The organism is Bacteroidota bacterium (assembly GCA_016706865.1).
GTDB lineage: Bacteria > Bacteroidota > Bacteroidia > Chitinophagales > BACL12 > UBA7236.
In genome coordinates this window covers 1,666,938-1,688,254 of record JADJIS010000003.1, presented here as the reverse complement: position 1 = coordinate 1,688,254, position 21,317 = coordinate 1,666,938, and the positions used below count along the sequence as shown (strand labels likewise).

General features: G+C 35.9%; 20 protein-coding genes. 9 read left to right on the top strand and 11 right to left on the bottom strand.

Translation table 11 applies throughout. The features are described 5' to 3' along the window. Positions 1–36: 36 nt before the first annotated feature. Positions 37–1,029 carry a hypothetical protein gene (locus IPI31_16690; protein MBK7569460.1) on the bottom strand — a complete coding sequence of 331 codons (993 nt, stop codon included), beginning with the start codon at positions 1,027–1,029 and terminating at the stop codon, positions 37–39. Between the two features lie 276 nt (positions 1,030–1,305). On the opposite strand from IPI31_16690, the gene IPI31_16685 reads away from it, so the two are divergent. Beyond that, positions 1,306–2,187 (top strand): T9SS type A sorting domain-containing protein, encoded by an 882-nt coding sequence (locus tag IPI31_16685; protein MBK7569459.1) that lies wholly within the window; start codon positions 1,306–1,308, stop codon positions 2,185–2,187. 154 nt (positions 2,188–2,341) lie between these two features. Here IPI31_16685 and IPI31_16680 read toward each other — a convergent pair whose 3' ends face one another. The 3 genes from IPI31_16680 to IPI31_16670 form a co-directional block, all read right to left on the bottom strand. Next, positions 2,342–2,707 carry a hypothetical protein gene (locus tag IPI31_16680; GenBank protein ID MBK7569458.1) on the bottom strand — a complete coding sequence of 122 codons (366 nt, stop codon included), beginning with the start codon at positions 2,705–2,707 and terminating at the stop codon, positions 2,342–2,344. Between the two features lie 67 nt (positions 2,708–2,774). After that, the gene (locus tag IPI31_16675) at positions 2,775–3,314 is read right to left on the bottom strand and encodes a hypothetical protein (protein ID MBK7569457.1); all 540 of its coding nucleotides are present in this window, start codon (positions 3,312–3,314) and stop codon (positions 2,775–2,777) included. Positions 3,315–3,445: 131 nt separating this feature from the next. Continuing rightward, a complete protein-coding gene (locus IPI31_16670) occupies positions 3,446–5,035 on the bottom strand; it encodes a hypothetical protein (GenBank protein ID MBK7569456.1) in 1,590 nt (529 codons plus the stop codon). Between the two features lie 78 nt (positions 5,036–5,113). Between IPI31_16670 and IPI31_16665 the strand changes: the two genes are divergently transcribed. Beyond that, complete coding sequence (locus tag IPI31_16665; GenBank protein ID MBK7569455.1) at positions 5,114–6,958, top strand: gliding motility-associated C-terminal domain-containing protein; 1,845 nt, start codon at positions 5,114–5,116, stop codon at positions 6,956–6,958. A gap of 19 nt (positions 6,959–6,977) precedes the next feature. Here the strand turns inward: IPI31_16665 and IPI31_16660 are convergent, their stop codons facing one another. Further along, complete coding sequence (locus IPI31_16660) at positions 6,978–7,574, bottom strand: hypothetical protein (GenBank protein ID MBK7569454.1); 597 nt, start codon at positions 7,572–7,574, stop codon at positions 6,978–6,980. 74 nt (positions 7,575–7,648) lie between these two features. On the opposite strand from IPI31_16660, the gene IPI31_16655 reads away from it, so the two are divergent. Further along, complete coding sequence (locus IPI31_16655; GenBank protein ID MBK7569453.1) at positions 7,649–8,071, top strand: DUF3859 domain-containing protein; 423 nt, start codon at positions 7,649–7,651, stop codon at positions 8,069–8,071. Positions 8,072–8,132: 61 nt separating this feature from the next. After that, positions 8,133–8,405 (top strand): zf-TFIIB domain-containing protein, encoded by a 273-nt coding sequence (locus IPI31_16650; protein ID MBK7569452.1) that lies wholly within the window; start codon positions 8,133–8,135, stop codon positions 8,403–8,405. Positions 8,406–8,476: 71 nt separating this feature from the next. Here the strand turns inward: IPI31_16650 and IPI31_16645 are convergent, their stop codons facing one another. Both IPI31_16645 and IPI31_16640 read right to left on the bottom strand, forming a co-directional pair. Then, positions 8,477–8,923 carry a hypothetical protein gene (locus tag IPI31_16645; protein MBK7569451.1) on the bottom strand — a complete coding sequence of 149 codons (447 nt, stop codon included), beginning with the start codon at positions 8,921–8,923 and terminating at the stop codon, positions 8,477–8,479. A 187-nt stretch (positions 8,924–9,110) separates the two neighbouring features. Then, positions 9,111–10,073 carry a T9SS type A sorting domain-containing protein gene (locus IPI31_16640; protein ID MBK7569450.1) on the bottom strand — a complete coding sequence of 321 codons (963 nt, stop codon included), beginning with the start codon at positions 10,071–10,073 and terminating at the stop codon, positions 9,111–9,113. Between the two features lie 154 nt (positions 10,074–10,227). Between IPI31_16640 and IPI31_16635 the strand changes: the two genes are divergently transcribed. Continuing rightward, positions 10,228–10,896 carry a T9SS type A sorting domain-containing protein gene (locus IPI31_16635; protein ID MBK7569449.1) on the top strand — a complete coding sequence of 223 codons (669 nt, stop codon included), beginning with the start codon at positions 10,228–10,230 and terminating at the stop codon, positions 10,894–10,896. A 140-nt stretch (positions 10,897–11,036) separates the two neighbouring features. Here the strand turns inward: IPI31_16635 and cphA are convergent, their stop codons facing one another. Next, positions 11,037–13,694, bottom strand: a complete 2,658-nt coding sequence (gene cphA / locus IPI31_16630; protein ID MBK7569448.1) for a cyanophycin synthetase — start codon at positions 13,692–13,694, stop codon at positions 11,037–11,039. Between the two features lie 248 nt (positions 13,695–13,942). On the opposite strand from cphA, the gene IPI31_16625 reads away from it, so the two are divergent. After that, positions 13,943–14,767, top strand: coding sequence for a cyanophycinase (locus tag IPI31_16625; protein MBK7569447.1), 825 nt, complete (start codon positions 13,943–13,945; stop codon positions 14,765–14,767). A gap of 321 nt (positions 14,768–15,088) precedes the next feature. On the opposite strand, the gene IPI31_16620 is transcribed toward IPI31_16625, so the two are convergent. Beyond that, the gene (locus tag IPI31_16620) at positions 15,089–16,009 is read right to left on the bottom strand and encodes an isoaspartyl peptidase/L-asparaginase (protein MBK7569446.1); all 921 of its coding nucleotides are present in this window, start codon (positions 16,007–16,009) and stop codon (positions 15,089–15,091) included. A 196-nt stretch (positions 16,010–16,205) separates the two neighbouring features. Here IPI31_16620 and msrA point away from each other — a divergent pair, with 196 nt between their 5' ends. Beyond that, on the top strand, positions 16,206–16,919 hold the full coding sequence (msrA, locus tag IPI31_16615) for a peptide-methionine (S)-S-oxide reductase MsrA (GenBank protein ID MBK7569445.1): 714 nt from the start codon (positions 16,206–16,208) through the stop codon (positions 16,917–16,919). Between the two features lie 284 nt (positions 16,920–17,203). Here the strand turns inward: msrA and IPI31_16610 are convergent, their stop codons facing one another. Beyond that, the gene (locus tag IPI31_16610; GenBank protein MBK7569444.1) at positions 17,204–17,590 is read right to left on the bottom strand and encodes an RNA-binding S4 domain-containing protein; all 387 of its coding nucleotides are present in this window, start codon (positions 17,588–17,590) and stop codon (positions 17,204–17,206) included. Positions 17,591–17,659: 69 nt separating this feature from the next. Here IPI31_16610 and IPI31_16605 point away from each other — a divergent pair, with 69 nt between their 5' ends. Beyond that, positions 17,660–18,007: an SCP2 sterol-binding domain-containing protein gene (locus tag IPI31_16605; GenBank protein MBK7569443.1), complete on the top strand. Its 348-nt coding sequence runs from the start codon at positions 17,660–17,662 to the stop codon at positions 18,005–18,007. A 33-nt stretch (positions 18,008–18,040) separates the two neighbouring features. After that, positions 18,041–19,723: a hypothetical protein gene (locus IPI31_16600; protein ID MBK7569442.1), complete on the top strand. Its 1,683-nt coding sequence runs from the start codon at positions 18,041–18,043 to the stop codon at positions 19,721–19,723. Between the two features lie 455 nt (positions 19,724–20,178). Here the strand turns inward: IPI31_16600 and IPI31_16595 are convergent, their stop codons facing one another. After that, complete coding sequence (locus tag IPI31_16595; GenBank protein ID MBK7569441.1) at positions 20,179–21,285, bottom strand: bifunctional 3-deoxy-7-phosphoheptulonate synthase/chorismate mutase type II; 1,107 nt, start codon at positions 21,283–21,285, stop codon at positions 20,179–20,181. Between the last annotated feature and the right edge of the window lie 32 nt (positions 21,286–21,317).

The window sequence follows — 21,317 nt, the reverse complement described above, 5'->3', positions numbered from 1 at the left end:
TTCCCTTTAGTAGGATGAAAACCGAATTAAATTCAATTATTTTATAAATAGAGTACTACCATGATCAACCGTAGAGGAGGTCATTTTTACTGCATATATGCCCGGCATCAGGTCCACTTCCAATTTAATATCCTGATCTATGATCTGAGTTTGAAAAAGTTGTTTTCCCGATAGATCAAATAATCTGAATTGAACATATTCTTCAGGGCGTGCTGTGAAAATAACATGGATCATATTCTGGTCAAAGAATACATTTGCTTCCATTACATTATCATTGATCGCCAATTGTGATCCGGCACGAATTGCCTGATTGGCTTCCAGTTCAATTGCATAATCTTTTATTATAAGTGTGCGCCCATCATTTAAAACATCGCAGCGCACCCAACCATAATGTTTTTCATTATCTTCATCCTTAAAACGAATCCCAAGATATTTGTCAATAGCATCGCCTATCCAATAACCACCGGAATTTACCGGTTGTTCATTACTATTTATAACTTCCTTCACAACTAACACTTGTGATTCGGGATTTTGCCAGCTCAGACTTGAATCGATGATATTATTTTTATTCATGCGATATGGATAATATCGCGTAAAACCACCGGATGCAGCTTCAATATAATCCGACAAACCTGCAATGGCATTTTGAGAAATTTCAGGACCCGCAGCCAGATCCTGTCGCATAAAACTGATATTGGAAGTATAGGTAAATGTAGGTGCTGAAGGGACCAAAAAGGAGGTATTCACAAAACGAAAATCCGCCTCACCATCTGCATCAATATCAAGTAAATATTCTTCCCCGGCAACATCTAACACAACGTCCGGATTAATATCAACATACACAACCTGTCCATTTGCTACATTTCCTGCTATTAAGGAGGCATTTGCGAACAAAGAATAGGCGATCAGTTTTTTATTAAGTTCGGGTTTTACCATGTGTGTTGTTTTATTTGGCGTCCCTAAAATACGGCACTTTTCAGCCACGGGTGAATTTGAAATACTAACTGATGTTAATAATTTGAGTTCCATCGCATGGAATTGAAAAGGCATTGACCATAAGTGACTAGTTTTCAGGCAGTAATGCAGTACAATTAACTGTTTCCCAAATTTTGAATGCTGTCCTGTTTTTTGGTTATTTTAATTGAATTACTGTGTAAAATGTTTAAAAAACCTCTGTACATGGGCGATTACCTGAATAAAAGCATAGTTAAAACCCATTGCGATTTAAGAATTTAAACATACATGGATTATTATCATTGGCGGTCTAAAAATTAATCCCGATCTTCATATTCTAAACTAAAAAACATGAAAAAAAATCTACCCACACTTATTCTTTTCACTCTCATTATTTCATCAGCGTGGTCGCAAGTGCCTAACGGTGGTTTCGAAAGCTGGACCAATGTTTTAGGAATGTTCGAAGATCCTGATGGTTATGTTTCCGACAATGTTGAGGGTATTCCCGGTTCTGTTTCCTGTGAAAAATCAACTGACACTCATTCGGGTGACTTTGCAGTTAAACTTATTACTAAATTGAATGCCGAAGGAGATATTCAGGATGGAGGAATAATTTCTGCATCACTTGATCTTGTTACATTTGGGTTAACTATAGGTTTCCCTTATACAGAACGACCAAATACATTTTTGGGTTACTATAAACATAACCCAGCCGTAGTTGGCGACTCCTCAGTAATTTATGCCGAATTTACACGTGGAAGTGTAATTGCCGGCGATTTCGAATTGGTAGGAACAGCTACTTTTAGCACAATTGCCACGGTATCAGAATGGACATTGTTTGAAGCAGACATATTTTGGTTGTTAGCCGGAAACCCCGACACAGCAATAATTGCAGGTCAGGCAAGTTATGGAACTCTTGGTTCAATATTCTTTTTAGATGATCTCGCATTTGAGGTAGAGGGAATTGGGGTGCAATTTTTAAATGGCGAAAATAATATTATGGTATATCCGAACCCTGCAAACGAAATAATTCATGTTGCTACGGGTACTAATATTGTAAATGCATATTGCGTTTTTACTAATTTGGAAGGTAAACTTATTGAAACTAAAAAATTAAATTCCATTGAAGAAACAATTTCCACAGAACATTTATCGGAAGGAATTTATTTTTTGCAGGTATTTAATTCAGATGGTGCATTATTGTCATCAGATAAAGTTATAGTAACACATTAAGAAACTGCTTGAAATAATTAAAGCGCGGTATTTTGTATATACTGCGCTTTTTTATTTTTATTGTAAAATGTGCAATTGATTTGAACTTCCTCCTATTAGTGTATAAAATACACTAACATCATAAGACAAAATTGATAACATACTTATTTTACATCTATTTATACCAATACATCGCACCCGCATCCTGTTTTAATTTACCATGTGTAACTAATCCTAAAGCATTAGCTTTTTCAGGTGTAAGATGTGTGTATTCCGGTGCAGTAAAATCGCTTTGAAGATAGGTTAATCCGTCCCATCGGGGTTCTGCACCATTTGCCCAGTAATACTCTAACCAATTTATGAAAGGATATTGCGGTAACATCCCATTAACATAATCTTCCACTAAAAATTTAACTGCCCATCCATTCAAATACCCTCTGGGCTCATTGTATTTTGGTAGTGTTGCATATCCATTATATCCTCGGTCACCAATAAATATCAACTTTACATTGGGATATTTAATGGTTATTGTATTTAGCAAATTTATGTATTGATCCCTGATGGAATAGGCCCTTTGAAATGAAGTATCAGAATTTTTAAAATCGTCTTCAATGCAAAAAAACAATTTGTATTTGTGACGCGGTTACGAAATTACTATCCAATATTTTTTTTATTCTTGACCAATAGGAAGCGTTCGGATCAATAATATCCGGCAGATCTTTTCCTCCTGTTCCTGCATTTATAAATACCAGTTTTTTACCAAAGCCCACATCATTCAGCCAGGCATTTTTAATTCCGTTATACACAATAAATTGATTGCTTCCGCCAATACCCAAAATTGCAATCTTTCCATCTTTGGCTTGCAATCCGGAACTGTTCAGCGGGCGTATGGCTTTTGAAGTATTTATGTAATTCGTTTTGTAGTTATTGCTTATCAATTGATTTCCCCAGGGATACAATCCGGAATTGATTCCATTGTATGTAAAACTCTCCGGATCATTTAATGGAATATCACCAAAGGATTCCCGTAAATCTATTGTTTGAAAATTGTCTATTTCATTAAGCGAAGGTGTAATGTTACATTGAGGCGAAACTAGAATTACCAAAACCATTGCACCTAAAATCAATCCTGATCTTAAGGCTTTCATATATTTAATTTTACAGTATAAAGTTATAAGTAAAGCGATAAGCAGTAACTAACTAGGGTCATAGAAAGTGGTGATTTGTAATATAGCAGGGATGGATATCTAAGTAGATAGGATAATTATCCCTGGGCACTTTATTTAATCTCCCATTTTTTTTCTAACAATATTAAAAGTTGTGGATCAAGTTGTGGGGTGATGTTTTTATTGAAAGCATGATTTACTCCTTCGTACAGCAATTCTTGTTGAACAGAAGGGAATTTATTTAAAATCAATAATAGTTGATTTACACTCATACTGTCATTTCCAGATTTGTCATTTAAAATTACCGCTGTTAATCCCCAACCATAACCTGACATTAATTCTTTTTTTTCATTTTCCGGTGCAATAGCATGTATTGACATTAATTTCTCCACATCATCACCATATTTTTGTGCAAGTACCCAGCCGGCGGCATCATAAGTTGTATTAGTTCTGGTTTCTGTTTCCGTTATCAGCATTATGCTACCGGTTCCGCAAATTAATAAAAAGGGTATCAGTAAATACAAATTAAGGCTTTTAAATCGACCAAACGCATATATCATGATCATCGCAATTAAAGGAGCTATATAAGTGATGTGCCGATAATAAACGTAACTTTTCATATCAATTTCATCTGCATAAAAAGGGCTGAGTGCATAGAATAATAAGTATAAAAAAACAAGTAATAAAGCAGAATATATCGCTGTGTTATTGTTTCGGAATCTCACAGAGATCAATACTACTGTGATCATGAAAAAAACAAAAACCAGATCGCGCTGCAGATAAGTGGAAATAAATGATATTGACGATAACAAAAAGGAGGCAGGTAAAACACGATGCCAGCTGACAATGAAATTGCTGAGCTGTTCTCCACTCATAGTTCCTTCCGCAGTCAGTCCGCGAATGGAAAATACAGGATCGTCCTGTAAATTAAATCCACTGTCGAGAAAGTATCTCGCAGCCAAATGAGGTATGAGAGTAAGAAAGGTGAAGACTAAATATTTACTAATACAAATCAACGATTTTTTAATATCTGTAAGAGTAAAAAAAGTGTAAACAATAAATGCAGGAATAAAGATCATACTGTTATAGGAAAGGGATAGAGATAATCCTGTAATTATTCCACACAACAGGAATTTTGAATATTTAGATTGGTATTGCGTTAAATAATATAAAAATACAAAGGGTAAAAAAGACAACAACGAGTGCAATCCGAAATTTAATGTTGCCCATGGTAACACAAGAGGAATTGATAAAATGGTCCAAACCGCAAACCACCCTGCCACCTTCGAACCAAATAATCGTTGTGTAAACTTTATTTGAATATATCTTCCAAATAATTCAATTAACAAAGCAGCTAATGAAAGAGGAGGCATTAAATTTTCAAATGGCTTTAAACATATTGCAATCAGTGAAATAAAAATACTTCCACCTTCATGTGGGTAGTGGATAAGCGATCTGTAACTAATTGCTCCGTTTGCAACAGCTTCATCTATACTGAGTTGCCATGCGATCTGATCCGGTGCGCTCATCCAGTTTTGTGCATATATTCCATATGCCAAGCGAACTATGGTTCCCATTAACAATGCAACATAAATATGCCACGATCTCAATACAAATTGATCATTTTTCAATCCGGAATAATTTTGATAAAAATAAACTTTCTTTTTCAAAATATATCCATGCAATGTTCCGATAAATGCCAATTTTTGTATTTATACTTTATCCTAAACCTGCTATCTTTAATTTGTTTTATATAAATTTGAACAATTATAATTTTTAACATGAAAAAATTACTCCTCCTCTTATTTTCAATTACTAATACTCTTATTATATCAGCGCAATTCAATTTGGTCCCGAATTATAGTTTTGAAGATATTAATGAATGCCCTGCCGGAATATCAGGGTTTACCTGGTTTGATGATGCCTATGTAGCCGATTGGTTTTCAGGAACAGGCGGCACCTCCGATTATTTTAATTCCTGTGCAGGGGTAGGCTCTTGGGTGAATGTGCCTGATAATTTATTCAGTCTCGATCAACCTGCCCATACCGGTGTTGCTTATGGAGGATTTTGGGTGAATACGGGCAGTTCTTATTATGAATATGCTCAAGCGCAGCTCACATCACCTTTAATTGCAGGCGAATGTTATTACGTGGAATTTTGGAGCGCACCGGCTACACAATCCGATTTTTTCGGAATTACACATGCAACTACAGATGCCATAGGTGCTTATTTTTCTGAAGATAAGGTTGGAGATGCCGGAACTTATGATGTTCTCCCGGTTACACCACAGATCGAGAATAATGGAACCGGAAATTATATCGATCCACCGGCTGAATGGACAAAAATTTGCGGATATTTTGAAGCGGAAGGAGGGGAGGAATGGGTCTGTATTGGTAATTATCATGATTTTGATGCTATTGATGTAGTAGCATACACCGGAGGAACGGTTGATGCAAATTCTGTGGTATATTTATTTATAGATGATGTAATTGTTACTCCCGTTGATTCTATGTTGGCGATGGCAATGCCGGATACTGTTGTGTGTAGCCCTTTTGAATTAACTGCACCCTCTTGCGCCGATAGTTATCTCTGGAGTAACGGTGCAACAACACAAAGTATAACGGTTTTCGAAACAGGAATATATTGGGTGGATCTTGTAACAAGTTGTGGTGTAATTTCAGATACTGCAGAAATATTATTTGTGGAAGATTCTGTTTATACTTCTGATGATTTTATAGAGATATGTTTTAATGCACTGCCCTATACTTTGGAGGCCTCACCAAGTTATGATTATTATTTATGGAATACCGGAGAAACAACTTCCTCCATTACAATTGAAGAAGGTGGAATTTATTATGTAACCGGATTTGCAGATTGTGCAACATTTATTGATTCCATTAATGTGCAGGTAATTGATCCAATTGGATTATTTCCTGAACTTGGAAATGATACACTTGTTTGTGAGGGTGAATGGGAAATAATATTAAATACTCCCGTTGGTTTTAATACGTACGAATGGAGCACAGGTGAAACCACAAATAGTATAACAGTTACCGATGAGGGAACCTATTCAATTACCGTAGAAAGTGATTGTGAAATATTTACGGATGAAATAACCATTACAGAGGATCCGAATCTGAATGCGGATATTGATCTGGGTGAAGATCTTATTTTATGTCCTGTTGCAGGTATTAATGAAGTTGTTATAAGTGTGGATATTATTTTACCAAATTATCTCTGGAACAACGGTGAAACAACATCATCAATTATTGTTTCAGAGGCCGGACTATATTGGGTTACCTCCTCTTTATTGTGCAGCGATCCTTCGGATACCTTGCGTGTAACTTTATGCGATGATGTTGCTGTTCCCAATGCATTTAGTCCGAATGGAGATGGAATTAATGATGGTTTATTTGTAATTATTTCCGATCCTTCCAAAATTATTTTATTTCAGATATATAATAGATGGGGTGAATTGGTGTATGATGGAAATGCTGCAAATTTCAGTTGGGATGGCACCTTTAATAATATATTACAACCCATAGGAAGTTATGTGTACTATTTAAAATATAACTCTGATGATGGTGAAAAATTAATTCAAGGAAACTTTACGTTGGTGAGATGAAAAACAGTTAAAATTTAATTTATTCAGCCGTTTTTATTTTTCTGTTCGTAAGTATTAACATCGCCACGTTATATAAAAATAAATACACCGGGAATAATGTGTAAAGTATTGGCTGTCCTACACATAAGATCAATGTAAATAACCAGGAAATAAATGCAAGCATCCATGCTTTGGATCTTTGTGAGCTCGGATTTCTGTATGCATGCAACAGAGTTGGTATACCTACTACAAAATCGGCAAGTATAGCAAAGCCGGTAGTTATCCATGCATCTTTGGAAATTAAATAAATTATTAAACAGATCAATCCTAAAAATAAAAATACCCAGTCTGTATTTTTAAGCAGATAATTTTTCATGAGGAGTGCGGTTGTAAATATCACAAAACAACCCACTGCCGACATGGTTAAACCGGTCAAACTCCATTTCCACCCATCTACCAGGATCTGGGCGATCAAACTAACGCCCATCAACAAAAACCATCCGAACCAGGAGAGAATTCCAGGACTTATTCTTCGTTTATATACGTCTCGCCAAAGTATAAACTGTGCAGAAATTATAAACAAACCTGCTACTAAGCTTATGGATTGAGCGCCATGAGAAATGATGAATAGATTCATGTAAGATCGCAAAAATAGACATAATTAAATCCGATTTTTTTGTTGATCATTTGTTATCTTTATATAAAAAAGTTATGAAAGCCACTGTAATTTTATCATTTCTCCTTTTTCTTGTCACTTTTTCTAATGCACAGGAAATTAAATCAGCAACCATGGTTGATTTTGGTTTGTTTGAAGCTTCCAACCCAGATAAACTCATAAAACAAACGGATACCATCCCAATGTTACTAGGCAACTCCTTTGGATTCCATTTTAAGATTATTGCATCGCCTGATAATATATCTATCCCTCTTACAATGAAGATCAGGATCACCGATACCCAAGGTGACGTGCATGATATTCAATACACCATGAAATATTTACCCCACGATTTTTCTACCGGACGACATAGTTATGTTTTTGAGGCCCAGGAGGAATTGATTGCTGGTGTATGGAGATTTTCGATTGAGTTTGGGGGGAAAGAAATTTTGGAAAAGAGTTTGATAGTGCAAGACTAATTTACAGTTTTAAATTTGAACATTTTTCAAAATTTGTAGTTTATTCTATAAAACAGAAACTATGAAATGTCCGGTTTGTAAAGATAAAGACCTTGTAATAGCCGACCGCCAAGGTGTGGAAATTGATTATTGTCCCGAATGCCGTGGTATTTGGCTTGATCGTGGCGAGTTGGATAAAATTTTTGAACGCACAGGTGAAACCTATTCTCACGGAAAATCCGGTCAGAAAAAACAGGATGATGACGATGATCGTAAATACTACGACAAAGGCCAGCAAGGATATCCGCAACACAAAAAGAAGAAAAGTATTTGGGGGGAGATATTTGATATGTAATTAAAAATTAAATAAAAATTGCATTTAATCTATTGGGATCAATATAATATTTAAAGTGAAAAAACTGCTATTTACACTTTAGCTTCCTTTTTCAAGGCTTTTATGAAATAAATTCCCCAAACCACTGCCGTTAATTCGATCAAAAAATAGCCGATTCCGAATGTAAGATTAAAATCAAATTGTTCCATATTCATATTTGTAAAAATGAGTATCAGAATAAAGGGAATACAGGAAATAAATCCCAGTATTTTAACCCATACAGGAAATGGTTTATAGGTGCTTATCATTGCCATTGCAGGTAAAATAAGTAATACGTTTTTTGCAACCTCATGTATTTTTTCAGCAGTATCGCAAGGTATTAGAGTAAAAAAGGCTATAAATGCAATGGATATTAAAATAAACCCTCCGGCAGGTAGGATCCATTTTTTATCCGCTAATTGTACACTCGAAAGTATGCACCCGGTTATAAACGAAGCATTTGCAAGGCTCCATAAAAAATTTTGCCCATGACTGTACATAGGAAAAATTCCTCCACTTAATCCAAAAACAAACATGAGGAAAAAACAAACATGAGGAAAAAACAAATAATATTGATATAACCAATTTGATAATGTTGACGTTCGGGGTGCGGTGTGGTGGATTCCATGATCTCTTATAAAGGTTTATTTTAAGTTATAATTTCGATTTGCAAATAAAATTACCAAATCATTGTTTAATTATTTTACTTGAATAATTAATGTTCTCCGTTTCTAAAATTAATAAATATATTCCATCGGGGATATTGGTAATATCAGCAGTAATTTTCACATTGGGATAGATTTGAATTGCATTTTCAAATACAACTTGTGAATTGATGTTTAATATTTTTATTTTTCCTGCTCCATGTATATTGCCTGAATATTGCAAAGAGAAAATATTTGAAATCGGATTTGGAAAAATGTTTATGTTTTCTTCAACGGATTTAGGTGAATTTATGTCCACATATATAAGATTACAATCGTCCATATCATCATCATTGTTATTGATCGTAAGCAAGGGATCTGCAAATTGAGTGCTGCTATAAATATCTGTATAACAAATGAGTTTATTATATGTTTCAAAAGGAGGCCATAAAGGGTAAAGTAAACCGTAAGTGCTGCCAATGCCTTCTATAATGGAAGCATATGGGTCAGGATGATCAAAACTATTGATATTATACCGTATTCTGTATTCGCTTCCAATAAGAATGGAATCTATCGAAAAAACATAGTTATCATTACCAGGATTTATATAAGAAATTGGAAGTGAATCACCTGTATTTAAATTAAAATCATAAAACAATTCTTCCCAACCTAAACCGTTTGCAATATAAGTGCGTTTCATGGAATCTTCCCGAATAAAAAATGCAGTTGAATATACACTGCTTGTTTCCCAATCTTCGTACGGCGAAATTTGAATGCACGTTATTGTTTGATTTAGGACTTCTAATTTGGAATAAATATGATCATTGAAGAAAGTATCCTCTTTAATAGAGGATAATTCTAAAAAAATATGGTCGTAGGGTTGACCACCCCATTGTGTCTCATATCTCCAAACCGAACCCGAATCTGTAATGGAAAAATAGGTCTGAGCCCGTAAATTCAAACACAGACATGTCAAGAGTGTCAAAAGGAGCAAGGTTGTTTTCATTAACTCAAATATAAGAATTTTTCATTTGTTCCGCAAATAGAACTTTGTCATTATAGGGTAAATAACACCTACTTCATTTTGATTTTAACAATAATTTTTAAAATTTTAACTAGCAATCAGGAACCACATAATTATCTTTACATAAAACAATGTAATGAAGATACTGGTCTCCTCCTTATTTCTTTTAATGTTAGTGAGGTTTTCCTCTGCCCAAACCTTTTGCGATTCCGCTTACAACACTTGTGATTCCGTATCAATCACCTCCGTAACATTTATTGGTGATGAAGTTTACGGCGACAAACTAATTTTCCACATCCAAACCAACCATGTAAATTTATATGCGCCAAATTTCATCGTCTGCCCGGATGATGAAAGCATAATTTTTGAGAATCCAAGTTATAGTTTTTTTAGCATCCACGGTCCATCAGAAGTGCAATTATTATACTATTTCAACGAATTTGATTTTACCGGCCCCTCCGAATTCGGCGGAAGAATAATAAATGACAATTCAAATAATGAATTTTCGAATTGTGAAATGGGTTTTAATGTTATAGTTGATGGAACTGATGCAATTTCAACAATCATTCAGGAGAATAATATTCTTATTTATCCAAATCCTGCAAATGAAATAGTAAACATACAATCCGGAATAGATTTCGATCCTGTCAAAAATGTAACTATTAAAAATATAAACGGCAGTCCAATAACTTTATTAGGAAATAATTTTTCCTATAATATTAAACATCTGGATAAAGGTGTTTATTTTTTATTTGTTGAACTACAAAGTAATTTTGTGGGAATCAGAAAATTAGTAATATTATAAGTGTTAAATACCCGATCATTTTTGTTTTCCGAACTTCAAAGCCACAACTCAGAGATAATTCATAAACTTTTAGCTCCGAATCCACAGCGTTCACGAACCCAGAACCCAGAACTCAGAACCCAGAACTCAGAACCCAGAACTCATTCCGCATGATGCACATTCGGAATTTCCTCCTTATTAAACTCAAACTGATCATCGCGTTCTTTGTATTGCATGATCAAATCTAAAGCCTCTGCAATTACGTCACTGCAAATAGTGATATGACTTCCTTTTTTAGCATTGTCGATCACATATTTAATGGAATCTTTTTCCGGGTTGATACAAATTACCTGCATTTCAGGTTTAACTTCATAAATACCCTCTTTAAGCAGATCCATTATTTCCACATCCGTTCTTCCGCGTAAATTTTTATCCTGACGAATTACGATCTCGTCATACGTTCTTGCTGAAATTCTTCCCAATTCGCGAATATCATCGTCGCGGCGATCGCCCGTTGCTCCAATTAATCCTACTTTAGGATATAAAGTTATTTTTTCAAGATATTTACTTATCGCTTCAAATCCATCAGGGTTGTGTGCAAAGTCGACCAGCACTTCAAAATTTTTGAATTTAAATACATTCATTCTTCCCGGAGTAGTTGCAGGTCCCGGAATAAATGTTTGTAATGCAATTTTAATATCCTCCATTTTAAATTGCTGTAAAAATCCGCAAAGGGTTGCAGGTAAAATATTCTGTATCATGAACACCGCTTTACCATCAAAGGTGAGCGGAATATTTACCACTTTCTCAACACGTAATTTCCATGTGCCTTTTAGTATTGTAATCCATCCATTTTCCAATACTGCGGCAAATCCACCTTTCTCGCAATGATCTTTAATGCGCGGATTATTTTCATCCATACTGAATAAAGCAATTTTACAGTCCAGATTTTTGCGCATATTAAATACAAGATCATCATCCGCATTTAATATTGCATATCCATTTTTATGTACTGTTTCAGGTAAAACTGATTTTACCTTCGCCATTTCTTCTACAGTATCAATATCTTTTAATCCGAGATGATCAGCAGTAACATTGGTAACAATTGCATAATCACATTTATCAAATCCCAATCCTGCTTTTAACATACCACCGCGTGCACATTCCAACACTGCATAATCAACAGTTGGATCCATCAAAACAAATTTTGTTGACATGGGTCCTGTGCAATCACCTTTTTCCAACATTCTGTTCTGAATGTATATACCATCGCTGGTGGTAAATCCAACCTTATATCCCATGGTTTTTGCAATATGTGCAGTTAATCGGGTAGTGGTGGTTTTTCCATTCGTTCCTGTAATGGCTACAATTGGTATTCGACCTTGAGAGCCTAGTGGAAATAACATATCTACAACCGGTTCGGCAACATTTCTTCCTATACCTTCACTTGGTGCAAGATGCATTCTAAAACCCGGTGCTGCATTTACTTCCAATAATACTCCGCGATTTTCTGTCATAGGTACAGATATATCCGGACTCATAATATCAATTCCACAAATATCCAAACCAATGGTTCGTGCAATTCTTTCTGCAGTAAATATATTGTATGGATGTACTATTTCCGTCACATCGGTTGCAGTACCTCCGGTAGATAAATTTGCTGTGGATTTTAATTCAATTTCGTGACCAACTTCAGGAACGGAATTTTCATCCATCCCCAATTTTTGTAATAAACGCAATGTATGATCATCTAACTTTATTGATGTCAAAACATTTTCATGTCCGTAACCTCTTCGGGAATCTTGATTAACAATATCAATTAATTCTTTTACTGTATGTTTCCCGTCGCCAACAATTGCTGCAGGTTTTCTTAATGCTGCGGAAACAAATTTGTAATTAATTACGAGCAACCTATAATCGTATCCAACAATAAATTGTTCCACTATTGCCCAACGCGAAATTTCTTTCGATTTTTTTAATGCGGCTACCGCTTCATCCCATGTTTTAATATTCATTGTGGAACCGCGACCATGATTTCCATCAATGGGTTTAATTACGATGGGATATCCGATCTTTTTTATAATTATTTCCAGGTCTTCCTCATCATAAGCACTTCCACCTTTTGCAACAGGAATATTTAATTGGTTCAATAAATTTTTAGTTTCTTCTTTATCACAGGCAATATCAACTGCAATGTTTGAAGTGGTGGAAGCAATAGTTGCCTGAATTCTTTTTTGATTAATTCCCCAACCTAATTGTACCAGCGATCTTCTGTTTAATCGGATAAAAGGTATATTTCTTTTGATAGCCTCTTCCACAATACTTCCGGTGGAAGGTCCAAGCCGCTCCTGCTCGCGAATTTCTTTCATCTTCATTATATGCGGAGCAATATCATAATCTTCTCCACGTGCTAATGCTTCGCAAAAATCAACGGCTATCTGTCCGGCATATAATCCGGTTTTTTCCTCCAAATACGAATAAACAACATTATAAACTCCTTTTGTGGAAGTGCTTCTTGTTCTTCCAAAACCCGTATCTAATCCAGCCAAGGTTTGCAATTCCAGCGCTATATGTTCCACCACATGACCCATCCAGGTTCCTTCCACCACCCGCTCAAAAAAACCTCCGGCATGGTCTTCACTGCATCTGTGTTCATATAAAGAAGGTATGATCTGCTCTAACCTTTCGCGAAATCCGGGAATTTTATTGGTTGGCATCTCCTCCATTTCTTCCAGGTCGAGGCGCATAACAATTAACTTATGCCTGCGAATACTCCAGTAATTCGGGCCCTTCATCACCGCTGTTGATATTATCTTCATACTTCTAAAACGTTTGGGTTAAAAATAGGTAAAATTTTATTACAAATTTTTTTGCTGCAAAATCCATTGAAATTTGGGTTTATTAGTGAATAAAATTCCTGAAATTTTGCCTCTATTATCGGGTTGAATCAAATACTGGCAACTACAAGTAATTGAAGGCTTTTGTGGCTTGTGTAAACTAAATTGTGGATATTGCGGTTAAGCGAAGATGAAGTTAGTAATATATTTGTCCGACCAAAAAATAATGCATGTCTTCCAGGGGTAAGTTGATCGCAATAGGTGGTGCAGAAAATCGCAATCATTTTGAAAAGGAAAAATTAGATGTTTTAGCAAGGATCTTGAAGGAAATGAAAGGTAGAAATACCGTAATTGAGATCATACCAACAGCTTCGGGCATCCCAACTCAGGTTGGAAGAGAATATGATAAGGCATTTCATTCTCTGGGATGCAAAGATGCAGCAGTAATGAATATTCGCAAGAAAAGTGATACAGAAAAAAAAGATTTTTTATTGCGAATAAAAAACTGCGACGGAATAATGCTGACCGGTGGAAATCAGACCCGATTAAGTGAAATATTTTGTGGGACTGAATTTTTAGAAATATTAAAACATCGATACAAAACCGAACCCAATTTTGTAATAGCCGGAACCAGCGCAGGAGCCATGGCTCAAAGTGGAAAAATGATAAATGGAGGTGCTCCCACAGAGGCTTTAATTCGTGGAAAAGCATTAATGATAGAAGGACTCGGATTTATAAATAATGCAATAATTGATTCCCATTTTGTAGACAGAGGTCGTTTTGGAAGATTAATGGTTGCAGTTGCCGAACATCCCAATATGACCGGCATCGGAATTAGTGAAGATACAGCGGTGGTTATTACAGAAGAACGTTATCTCGAAATTATTGGTAATGGTTTGGTTGTAATAATGGACGGCACCCAATTACAACATAATTCCGTTAAAGAAGGAAAAGGAAAAATGCTCAACCTCGAAAATATGATCTTTAATTTATTTTCTAAGGGGATGGGGTATGATATGAAAACAAGAAAGAGCGTTGTTGCGGAGACGGTTTGAAAAGTGTTGAAGGAGTTAAAAGGGTTTAATACGGAGGATTAACCTGTGGGCTATCGATCCGATTGTTATTTTTTATTTTTTGATTGTTATTTTTTATTCTTTTTTTTTAATGCGAAGAAAATATCTATTGGGTGGCCGATCCGATTAATATTCTTTATTTCCCAAGGTTTAATTCGGAGTTAAAACTAACAGGTCGTCGTTCCGATTAATGCCTGCCCGGACACTTACGGGATCTTTATTCTTTATTCGATATTTCTTTTAATTACGAAGTAATAAAATCCCAGTAGTCGATTCGAGAATGATAATTATTTAAAAGTCGTCTCAATAAATCCCCGTAAAAAAATCTCCTTCTCCTTTCATCCATCCTCTATACATTCCCTTCGTATTAAATGGCAAACAAATATTTCCATTTTTATCTATTGCAATTAATCCACCTTCCGCCGCAATTTTTTTTAATTTATCCATCACTACTAAATTGGTAGCATCTTTCAGTGATAATCCTTTATATTCCAATAAACAACTGATATCATATGCAACAACATTCTCGATAAAATATTCTCCGTGACCAGTGCAACTCACTGCACAAGTATTATTATTTGCATAGGTTCCTGACCCAATTAACGGCGAATCACCAACACGGCCGAACATTTTATTTGTCATACCACCTGTTGACGTTGCTGCGGCTAAATTTCCAAATTTATCCAGAGCAACAGCGCCAACTGTGCCAAATTTTTTATCATCCACATGATCCAAAACTATCATATTTCTTTTTTTAGCTCTTTCCCATTGTTCAAACCTGAATTGAGAGAAAAAATAATCATCATCAGCAAATTCAATATTGTGCAATTTTGCAAAAGCTTCAGCACCTTCTCCCAACATTAATACATGTTCTGAATGTTGCATAACAGCGCGTGCAAGCTGAATCGGATTTTTAATATTACTAACAGCCGCAACAGCTCCGGATTTTAAATTTTTTCCATTCATAATACTTGCGTCCATTTCGTGTGTTCCCTGATTTGTGAACACCGAACCTTTGCCTGCATTAAATAATTCAAAATTTTCGAGGACTGTTACCGCTGCAGCTACAGCATCTACAGCTTCAGCACCTTCTGCCAATAATGAATAACCCGCTCTCAAGGCATTTTCCAAAGCACTATTGCAAGCTGACTCTGTTTCAGGGGTCATATATTTTTTAGGCATGGTGCCTGCACCGCCATGAACTGCTATACGTATTCGATCCATAAATTGATTAAGCCTGACAAATATAGAATTTATTAATATTGGGTTCGCTTAATTTTTGAACATGAACCACAACTTTTAATTGGTTTTCGGGATTTCCATGTCACAAAAGGTCATTTTTGTATTAAGATTTGTTAAAAGCTGAACTTTTACACCAACCAAAGGGGTTATGTTTGCGTAAATGAATAAAAATCTGATAATGAAAAACAAATTGTTCGTTTTGCCTGTTTTAATGGTATTGGTCACAGTTTTTGTGAGTTGTGGCGCAAAGCAGCCAGAAAATGGCATGGAGGCAGATAATTATTCCAACAAAGAAATTCTTGCTATGAGGAAAGTATATACTGATGAAGAGATCGCCCAAAACGGTTGGCAAAAAGCCACCTTTGGCGGTGGTTGTTTCTGGTGCACAGAGGCAATTTTTGAAGAAGTAAAAGGTGTTAAAAGTGTGCTTTCGGGCTATTCCGGAGGACCAATGAAAAATCCAACATACCAGGCAGTTTGCACCGATACAACCGGTCATGCAGAATGTGTTCAGGTTATTTTTGATCCTAAAGAATGTTCCTATGAAACTATTTTGGAAATTCATATGAAAACGCATGATCCTACAACATTAAACCGTCAGGGAAATGATGTGGGGATTCAGTATCGGTCCATAGTTTTTTATAGCGACGAAAATCAAAAAACGGAGACGGAAAAATACATCGAAAAATTAACTGCATCCGGTTACTATTCCGATAAAATTGTTACCGAATTAACACCTTTAATGACCTTCTGGCCTGCCGAAGATTATCACCAGGATTATTTCGCCAAAAATCCGGATCAACCTTATTGTATTTATGTTGTCGGAAAAAAGGTAGAAAAATTTGAACACCTGTTTCCGGAATTAGTGAAAGAAGAATATAAGGGGAATTGAGAGTTGGACATAGGACATAGGACATAGGACATAGGACATAGGACATAGGACATAGGACATAGGACATAGGACATAGGACATAGGACAAGGAAGTAGGAGTGACAAGTTAGTCTAAATATTTTGGTTGTTCAAATTCTCAATTCTTAGGTAATGTAGTAACTTGATGAAAAGAAATCAAAAGCTCCAATGTTTCCCAAATCCAGGCTGTTAAATTGTCAATTGTCAATTATCAATTGTCAATTGTTTTTTTGGCTGTTAAATTCTCAATTCTCAATTCTCAATTCTCAATTGCCCTTCCATTCATCCAGATCCCTCCTTTCTTTCTTCGTCGGCCTCCCTGTTCCTTTTTCCCGGAAAGCAGCAGGCATAAATTCAAGGGTGGTGAGTTTCATTTTTTCCTCCTCAGGGGTGGTATCTTCCAGAAAATTTATAACGAGTGGAGCCCCAACACGTTTATCGGTTATTGCTTTTACCTTGTAAGAATATTTTACAACTCCCCGCGGAATTGTGAACTCCAGTCCAACAAAAACTTCAAAAGATGGTTTTACCGAATCTCCTTTAACCTTTATTTTCCCTGATTTGACCGCATCGGAAGCCAGACTGCGGGTCTTATACAATCGTACAGCCCATAACCACTTGTCGATTCTGCATTTTATTTGTTGTTCAGGCATGATGCTTGTGTTTAGCGCTGCGTAAAATTAAATTACATTCCTTTATCTTAGCGGCTATATTCAAAAATGATGCAAAAACCACTTACAGCAAGGGAAATAGTAATGTCCCTGAAGGAGCGATTCAGGCCTGAAAAGGCAGAACCGGGATTTGAAACTATTTTTCATTTGGACATTTCGGGTGACAATGGTGGACAATTCACAGTTCGCATTGCAGACGGAACCCTTAATATTGAGGAAGGTTTGCACGACACTCCTAAATGTATTGTGACTACCAAAGATTCTACCTATGAAGACATGGAGTGGGGGAGAACCAACGCTCAAATGGCAGTTATGTTTGGAAAAGTAAAGGTTAGCGACCTGGGCGAAATATTGGATTTTATTCCTTTGTTTCACCGGTGTGAAGATTTTTATAAATAAATATCGGTTTCAGTTTTAAAATTAATATACACTATGCGTAAAAAGTCTTTGTTAATTATTCTAAGTATTATTTCTATTTCTCTTTTTGCACAAAATAATTCCAATTTTAATGGACTTTCCATTTCAACAGGGAACATACATCCAGATGGGCCGAATTTTGGAGTTGCATTGCAAAAACAATTAATTCATGTACGTGAATTCGACACTCTTGTAAAGTACGATGTGATATATGAATTAAAAAATACCACTTCTTCTTTTTGCACTGTGAATACAGTTATGCCTTTAAATATCTATTTCAACGAATTTGAATATGGTAAAAGGACAGAAATGTTAGACAAACTGGCAACCATTACTACTTTTAGTGATATATTTTCGGTGCAAGACCGCGCTTTGGATACACGCGAACAAATTCGCGACAATTTTCAAAACAGATTATTTGTTAGAAAATATATTAGTATTGATAATTTAAAAGCAATGGGTTTTCAAATTGATCTTTTTAGAAATAATGTAAGGATCAATATCAAAAAGATAATGTGTGAAATTAAATTTGTAGATGAAACACCATTATATATGCCAAAAAACACGGAAGTGTTGCGCATGGAAATAAAATTTATAGTTGACATGAATTTTTCTCCCGACGAACAAACTACTATCATGGCATTTGTTGCAATGCCTGCAATGATGGCGGGAGTAGGGCAGGAGGAAACATTTACTTCCTACGATCTGGGATATGAAAAAAATTGGGCAGGAAAAATAGACGCATTATATATCGAACATGATCTATTTAGTGCTACTCCTGTTATGCCTAAAAGAATGAATAATTACACATCCAAAACAAGTGGCGACAGAAGTCAGGTAATTATTTTTAAAGATGTAACTCCGATCGCAACCGATAGAATTGCATTTTTTGATGTTCGGGGAATGAATAAATGTAATAATAATAATTTATATACCGAGCAGTTATTAATTCCATCCGCAGTAATTAATATGAAAGCATCCAGCTGGGTAAAAACAGATATGGAAATGGATAAAAGATTTTATGAACCCACATCATTGATCGCATTTTCTGATTCTATTCCCTATTACCAAACTGGAAATCCTACTGGTTTTGATATTTTCGCAAAAGATATAGAGGAGGTGATTTATAATAACGGGTCATTAAATAGTATGATCTCAAATACCTGTAAAAATAATCAACCGGCAATTTCAATTAAAGAGTCGGGAAATGCTGTTTTTGCTTTTGATATTGCCGATTATTACGCTGATGATTCCTCCTATTTAGGTGTTGAGAATTTGGGTCGCCAAACATGTTGGTGCGAGGGTGTTGCAGGTGCCGGTGCAGGTGAATATATTGAATTTGAAATAACCCAACCTGCCCGCGCAATTAAAATTTATAATGGAAATCAAAGTAGTCGCGCAGTATTCGATGCATCATCCAAACCTGATATTATTTTACTCACCAATCTTGATGGAAATACTATTAATCCAAATGGTGCAAATAAATCGCAATACCGCAGTTCCATTATCGACCTTACAATTTTAAATGTTTACGAAATAAAATTGCCCGCCGGAAAATATCGTCTGACTGTGGAAGAAATTGACAAAGGAAGTACCGCTACAACATGTTTATCCACCATCATGTTTGATTTTATTCTCGAAGATGAATGGTATCAAAGATCACTTGGTATGTTGGGTTCGTTTGTGGGCAAGAAATAGAGGAAGATTCGAAGGGAGAAGTTTCGAAGATTGGAAGGGAGAAGTTTCGAAGATTGGAAGGGAGAAGTTTCGAAGATTCGAAGGGGAAGTTTCGAAGATTCGAAGGGGAAGGTCCTAAGGGTCTAAGGAAGGAAGGTTGGGTAAAGGATAAAAAAGGACCACACAGTTTATCCTGAATGATTTACTTATTGACTAATAGTTTCAGTTAGAATTAAAAGTTCTATTTTAATCTATTAAAGTCTTATTTCTTGTAACGACAGCACAATGTCTATAGGGAATGGATGGAGTTTAATAAAAGACAAATCAAACGGAACGTCCTGAAAATAGTTATTTTCTACAATTTTATTTCAATTATAGTAAAATCATCACCCCAAAATCAAACTAAAGTCCCCCTGTCCAATTTCCCTTGTCCTTTATCAAGTCCCGTGTCCTATATCCCGTGTCCTAAATCCTAGTTACTTAACCTCCGGTTTCACCTCAGTCAACATCACTTCCGTTTGATGATGGATCGACTCCTTATGAACGGCGTGAAATAATTCTTTGATAAATTTTTGGGTAAGATGTTTTCTTTCACCTGTGGATAATCTGCTTTCTAAGATTTCCGTCCAGCGACTTGGTTGAACGATGGCGAGATTGTTTTCGCGTTTGTAATCGGCGATTTCTCTAACAACATCCATTCTTTCGCTCAAAAGTTCCAGAAGGTAGTTGTCAAGTGAATCTATTTTTCCACGTAAAATTTCAAGTTGATTTTCCGCAAATGGATTGTGTTCTAAAGATTCGCGTGAATGCAGTATGCTGATCATTTCTCCGAATGCTTCAGGGGTGATCTGTTGTTTAGCATCACTTAAAGCCTTATCAGGATTGATATGCGATTCCAGATGAATTCCTTCAAATCCAATATCCAACGCTGTTTGCGCCACCTCCCTTAGTAACTCACGATTACCACAAATGTGGCTAGGGTCGCAAACAATAGGAAGTTCAGGAAAGCGGCGCTTTAGTTCAATTGGAATGTTCCAGCGTGGGATATTCCGGTATTTTGATTTTTCGTGTGTTGAAAATCCACGGTGGATAGCAGCCAATTTGGTGATACCCGAACGATTTAAACGTTCGAAAGCTCCGATCCACAATTCGAGATCAGGGTTGATAGGATTTTTAACCAAAACCGGAATATCTACGCCTTGCAGAGCATCACATATCTCTTGCACGGCGAAAGGATTTACAGTTGTGCGGGCACCGATCCATAAAATATCAATTCCCATGCGCAACGCTTCATATACGTGTTTAACATTCGCTACCTCGGTAGCCACTGGTTTGCCGATCTCATTGCCGGCTTCCTTCAACCATTTTAAACCTACACTGCCAATTCCTTCAAAAGAATTTGGTCGGGTACGTGGTTTCCAAATACCTCCCCTTAAAATATCAAAGGGATATTTGCTCAATAAACGGGCAGTTTCTTTTACCTGCTCTTCACTTTCAACACTGCATGGCCCAGCCATTATAAATGGTGTTCCAAAGTTGTATCCCCATTCAGAAACCGGGGTTATTTTTAAGTCCTTACTCATAGCCTGTTATTATATATACGTGTATTAATGTG

What these genes read in the sequence shown, in the direction of transcription:
- IPI31_16665 (MBK7569455.1), top strand. Translation starts at nt 5,114, where the DNA reads ATGAAAAAATTACTCCTCCTCTTATTTTCAATTACTAATACTCTTATT.
- IPI31_16605 (MBK7569443.1), top strand. Translation starts at nt 17,660, where the DNA reads ATGCAAAAACCACTTACAGCAAGGGAAATAGTAATGTCCCTGAAGGAG.
- IPI31_16600 (MBK7569442.1), top strand. Translation starts at nt 18,041, where the DNA reads ATGCGTAAAAAGTCTTTGTTAATTATTCTAAGTATTATTTCTATTTCT.
- IPI31_16625 (MBK7569447.1), top strand. Translation starts at nt 13,943, where the DNA reads ATGTCTTCCAGGGGTAAGTTGATCGCAATAGGTGGTGCAGAAAATCGC.
- IPI31_16620 (MBK7569446.1), bottom strand. Translation starts at nt 16,009, where the DNA reads ATGGATCGAATACGTATAGCAGTTCATGGCGGTGCAGGCACCATGCCT.
- IPI31_16650 (MBK7569452.1), top strand. Translation starts at nt 8,133, where the DNA reads ATGAAATGTCCGGTTTGTAAAGATAAAGACCTTGTAATAGCCGACCGC.
- IPI31_16640 (MBK7569450.1), bottom strand. Translation starts at nt 10,073, where the DNA reads ATGAAAACAACCTTGCTCCTTTTGACACTCTTGACATGTCTGTGTTTG.
- IPI31_16675 (MBK7569457.1), bottom strand. Translation starts at nt 3,314, where the DNA reads ATGAAAGCCTTAAGATCAGGATTGATTTTAGGTGCAATGGTTTTGGTA.
- IPI31_16685 (MBK7569459.1), top strand. Translation starts at nt 1,306, where the DNA reads ATGAAAAAAAATCTACCCACACTTATTCTTTTCACTCTCATTATTTCA.
- IPI31_16645 (MBK7569451.1), bottom strand. Translation starts at nt 8,923, where the DNA reads ATGTACAGTCATGGGCAAAATTTTTTATGGAGCCTTGCAAATGCTTCG.
- IPI31_16595 (MBK7569441.1), bottom strand. Translation starts at nt 21,285, where the DNA reads ATGAGTAAGGACTTAAAAATAACCCCGGTTTCTGAATGGGGATACAAC.
- IPI31_16655 (MBK7569453.1), top strand. Translation starts at nt 7,649, where the DNA reads ATGAAAGCCACTGTAATTTTATCATTTCTCCTTTTTCTTGTCACTTTT.
- IPI31_16690 (MBK7569460.1), bottom strand. Translation starts at nt 1,029, where the DNA reads ATGGAACTCAAATTATTAACATCAGTTAGTATTTCAAATTCACCCGTG.
- IPI31_16635 (MBK7569449.1), top strand. Translation starts at nt 10,228, where the DNA reads ATGAAGATACTGGTCTCCTCCTTATTTCTTTTAATGTTAGTGAGGTTT.
- msrA (MBK7569445.1), top strand. Translation starts at nt 16,206, where the DNA reads ATGAAAAACAAATTGTTCGTTTTGCCTGTTTTAATGGTATTGGTCACA.
- cphA (MBK7569448.1), bottom strand. Translation starts at nt 13,694, where the DNA reads ATGAAGATAATATCAACAGCGGTGATGAAGGGCCCGAATTACTGGAGT.
- IPI31_16660 (MBK7569454.1), bottom strand. Translation starts at nt 7,574, where the DNA reads ATGAATCTATTCATCATTTCTCATGGCGCTCAATCCATAAGCTTAGTA.
- IPI31_16610 (MBK7569444.1), bottom strand. Translation starts at nt 17,590, where the DNA reads ATGCCTGAACAACAAATAAAATGCAGAATCGACAAGTGGTTATGGGCT.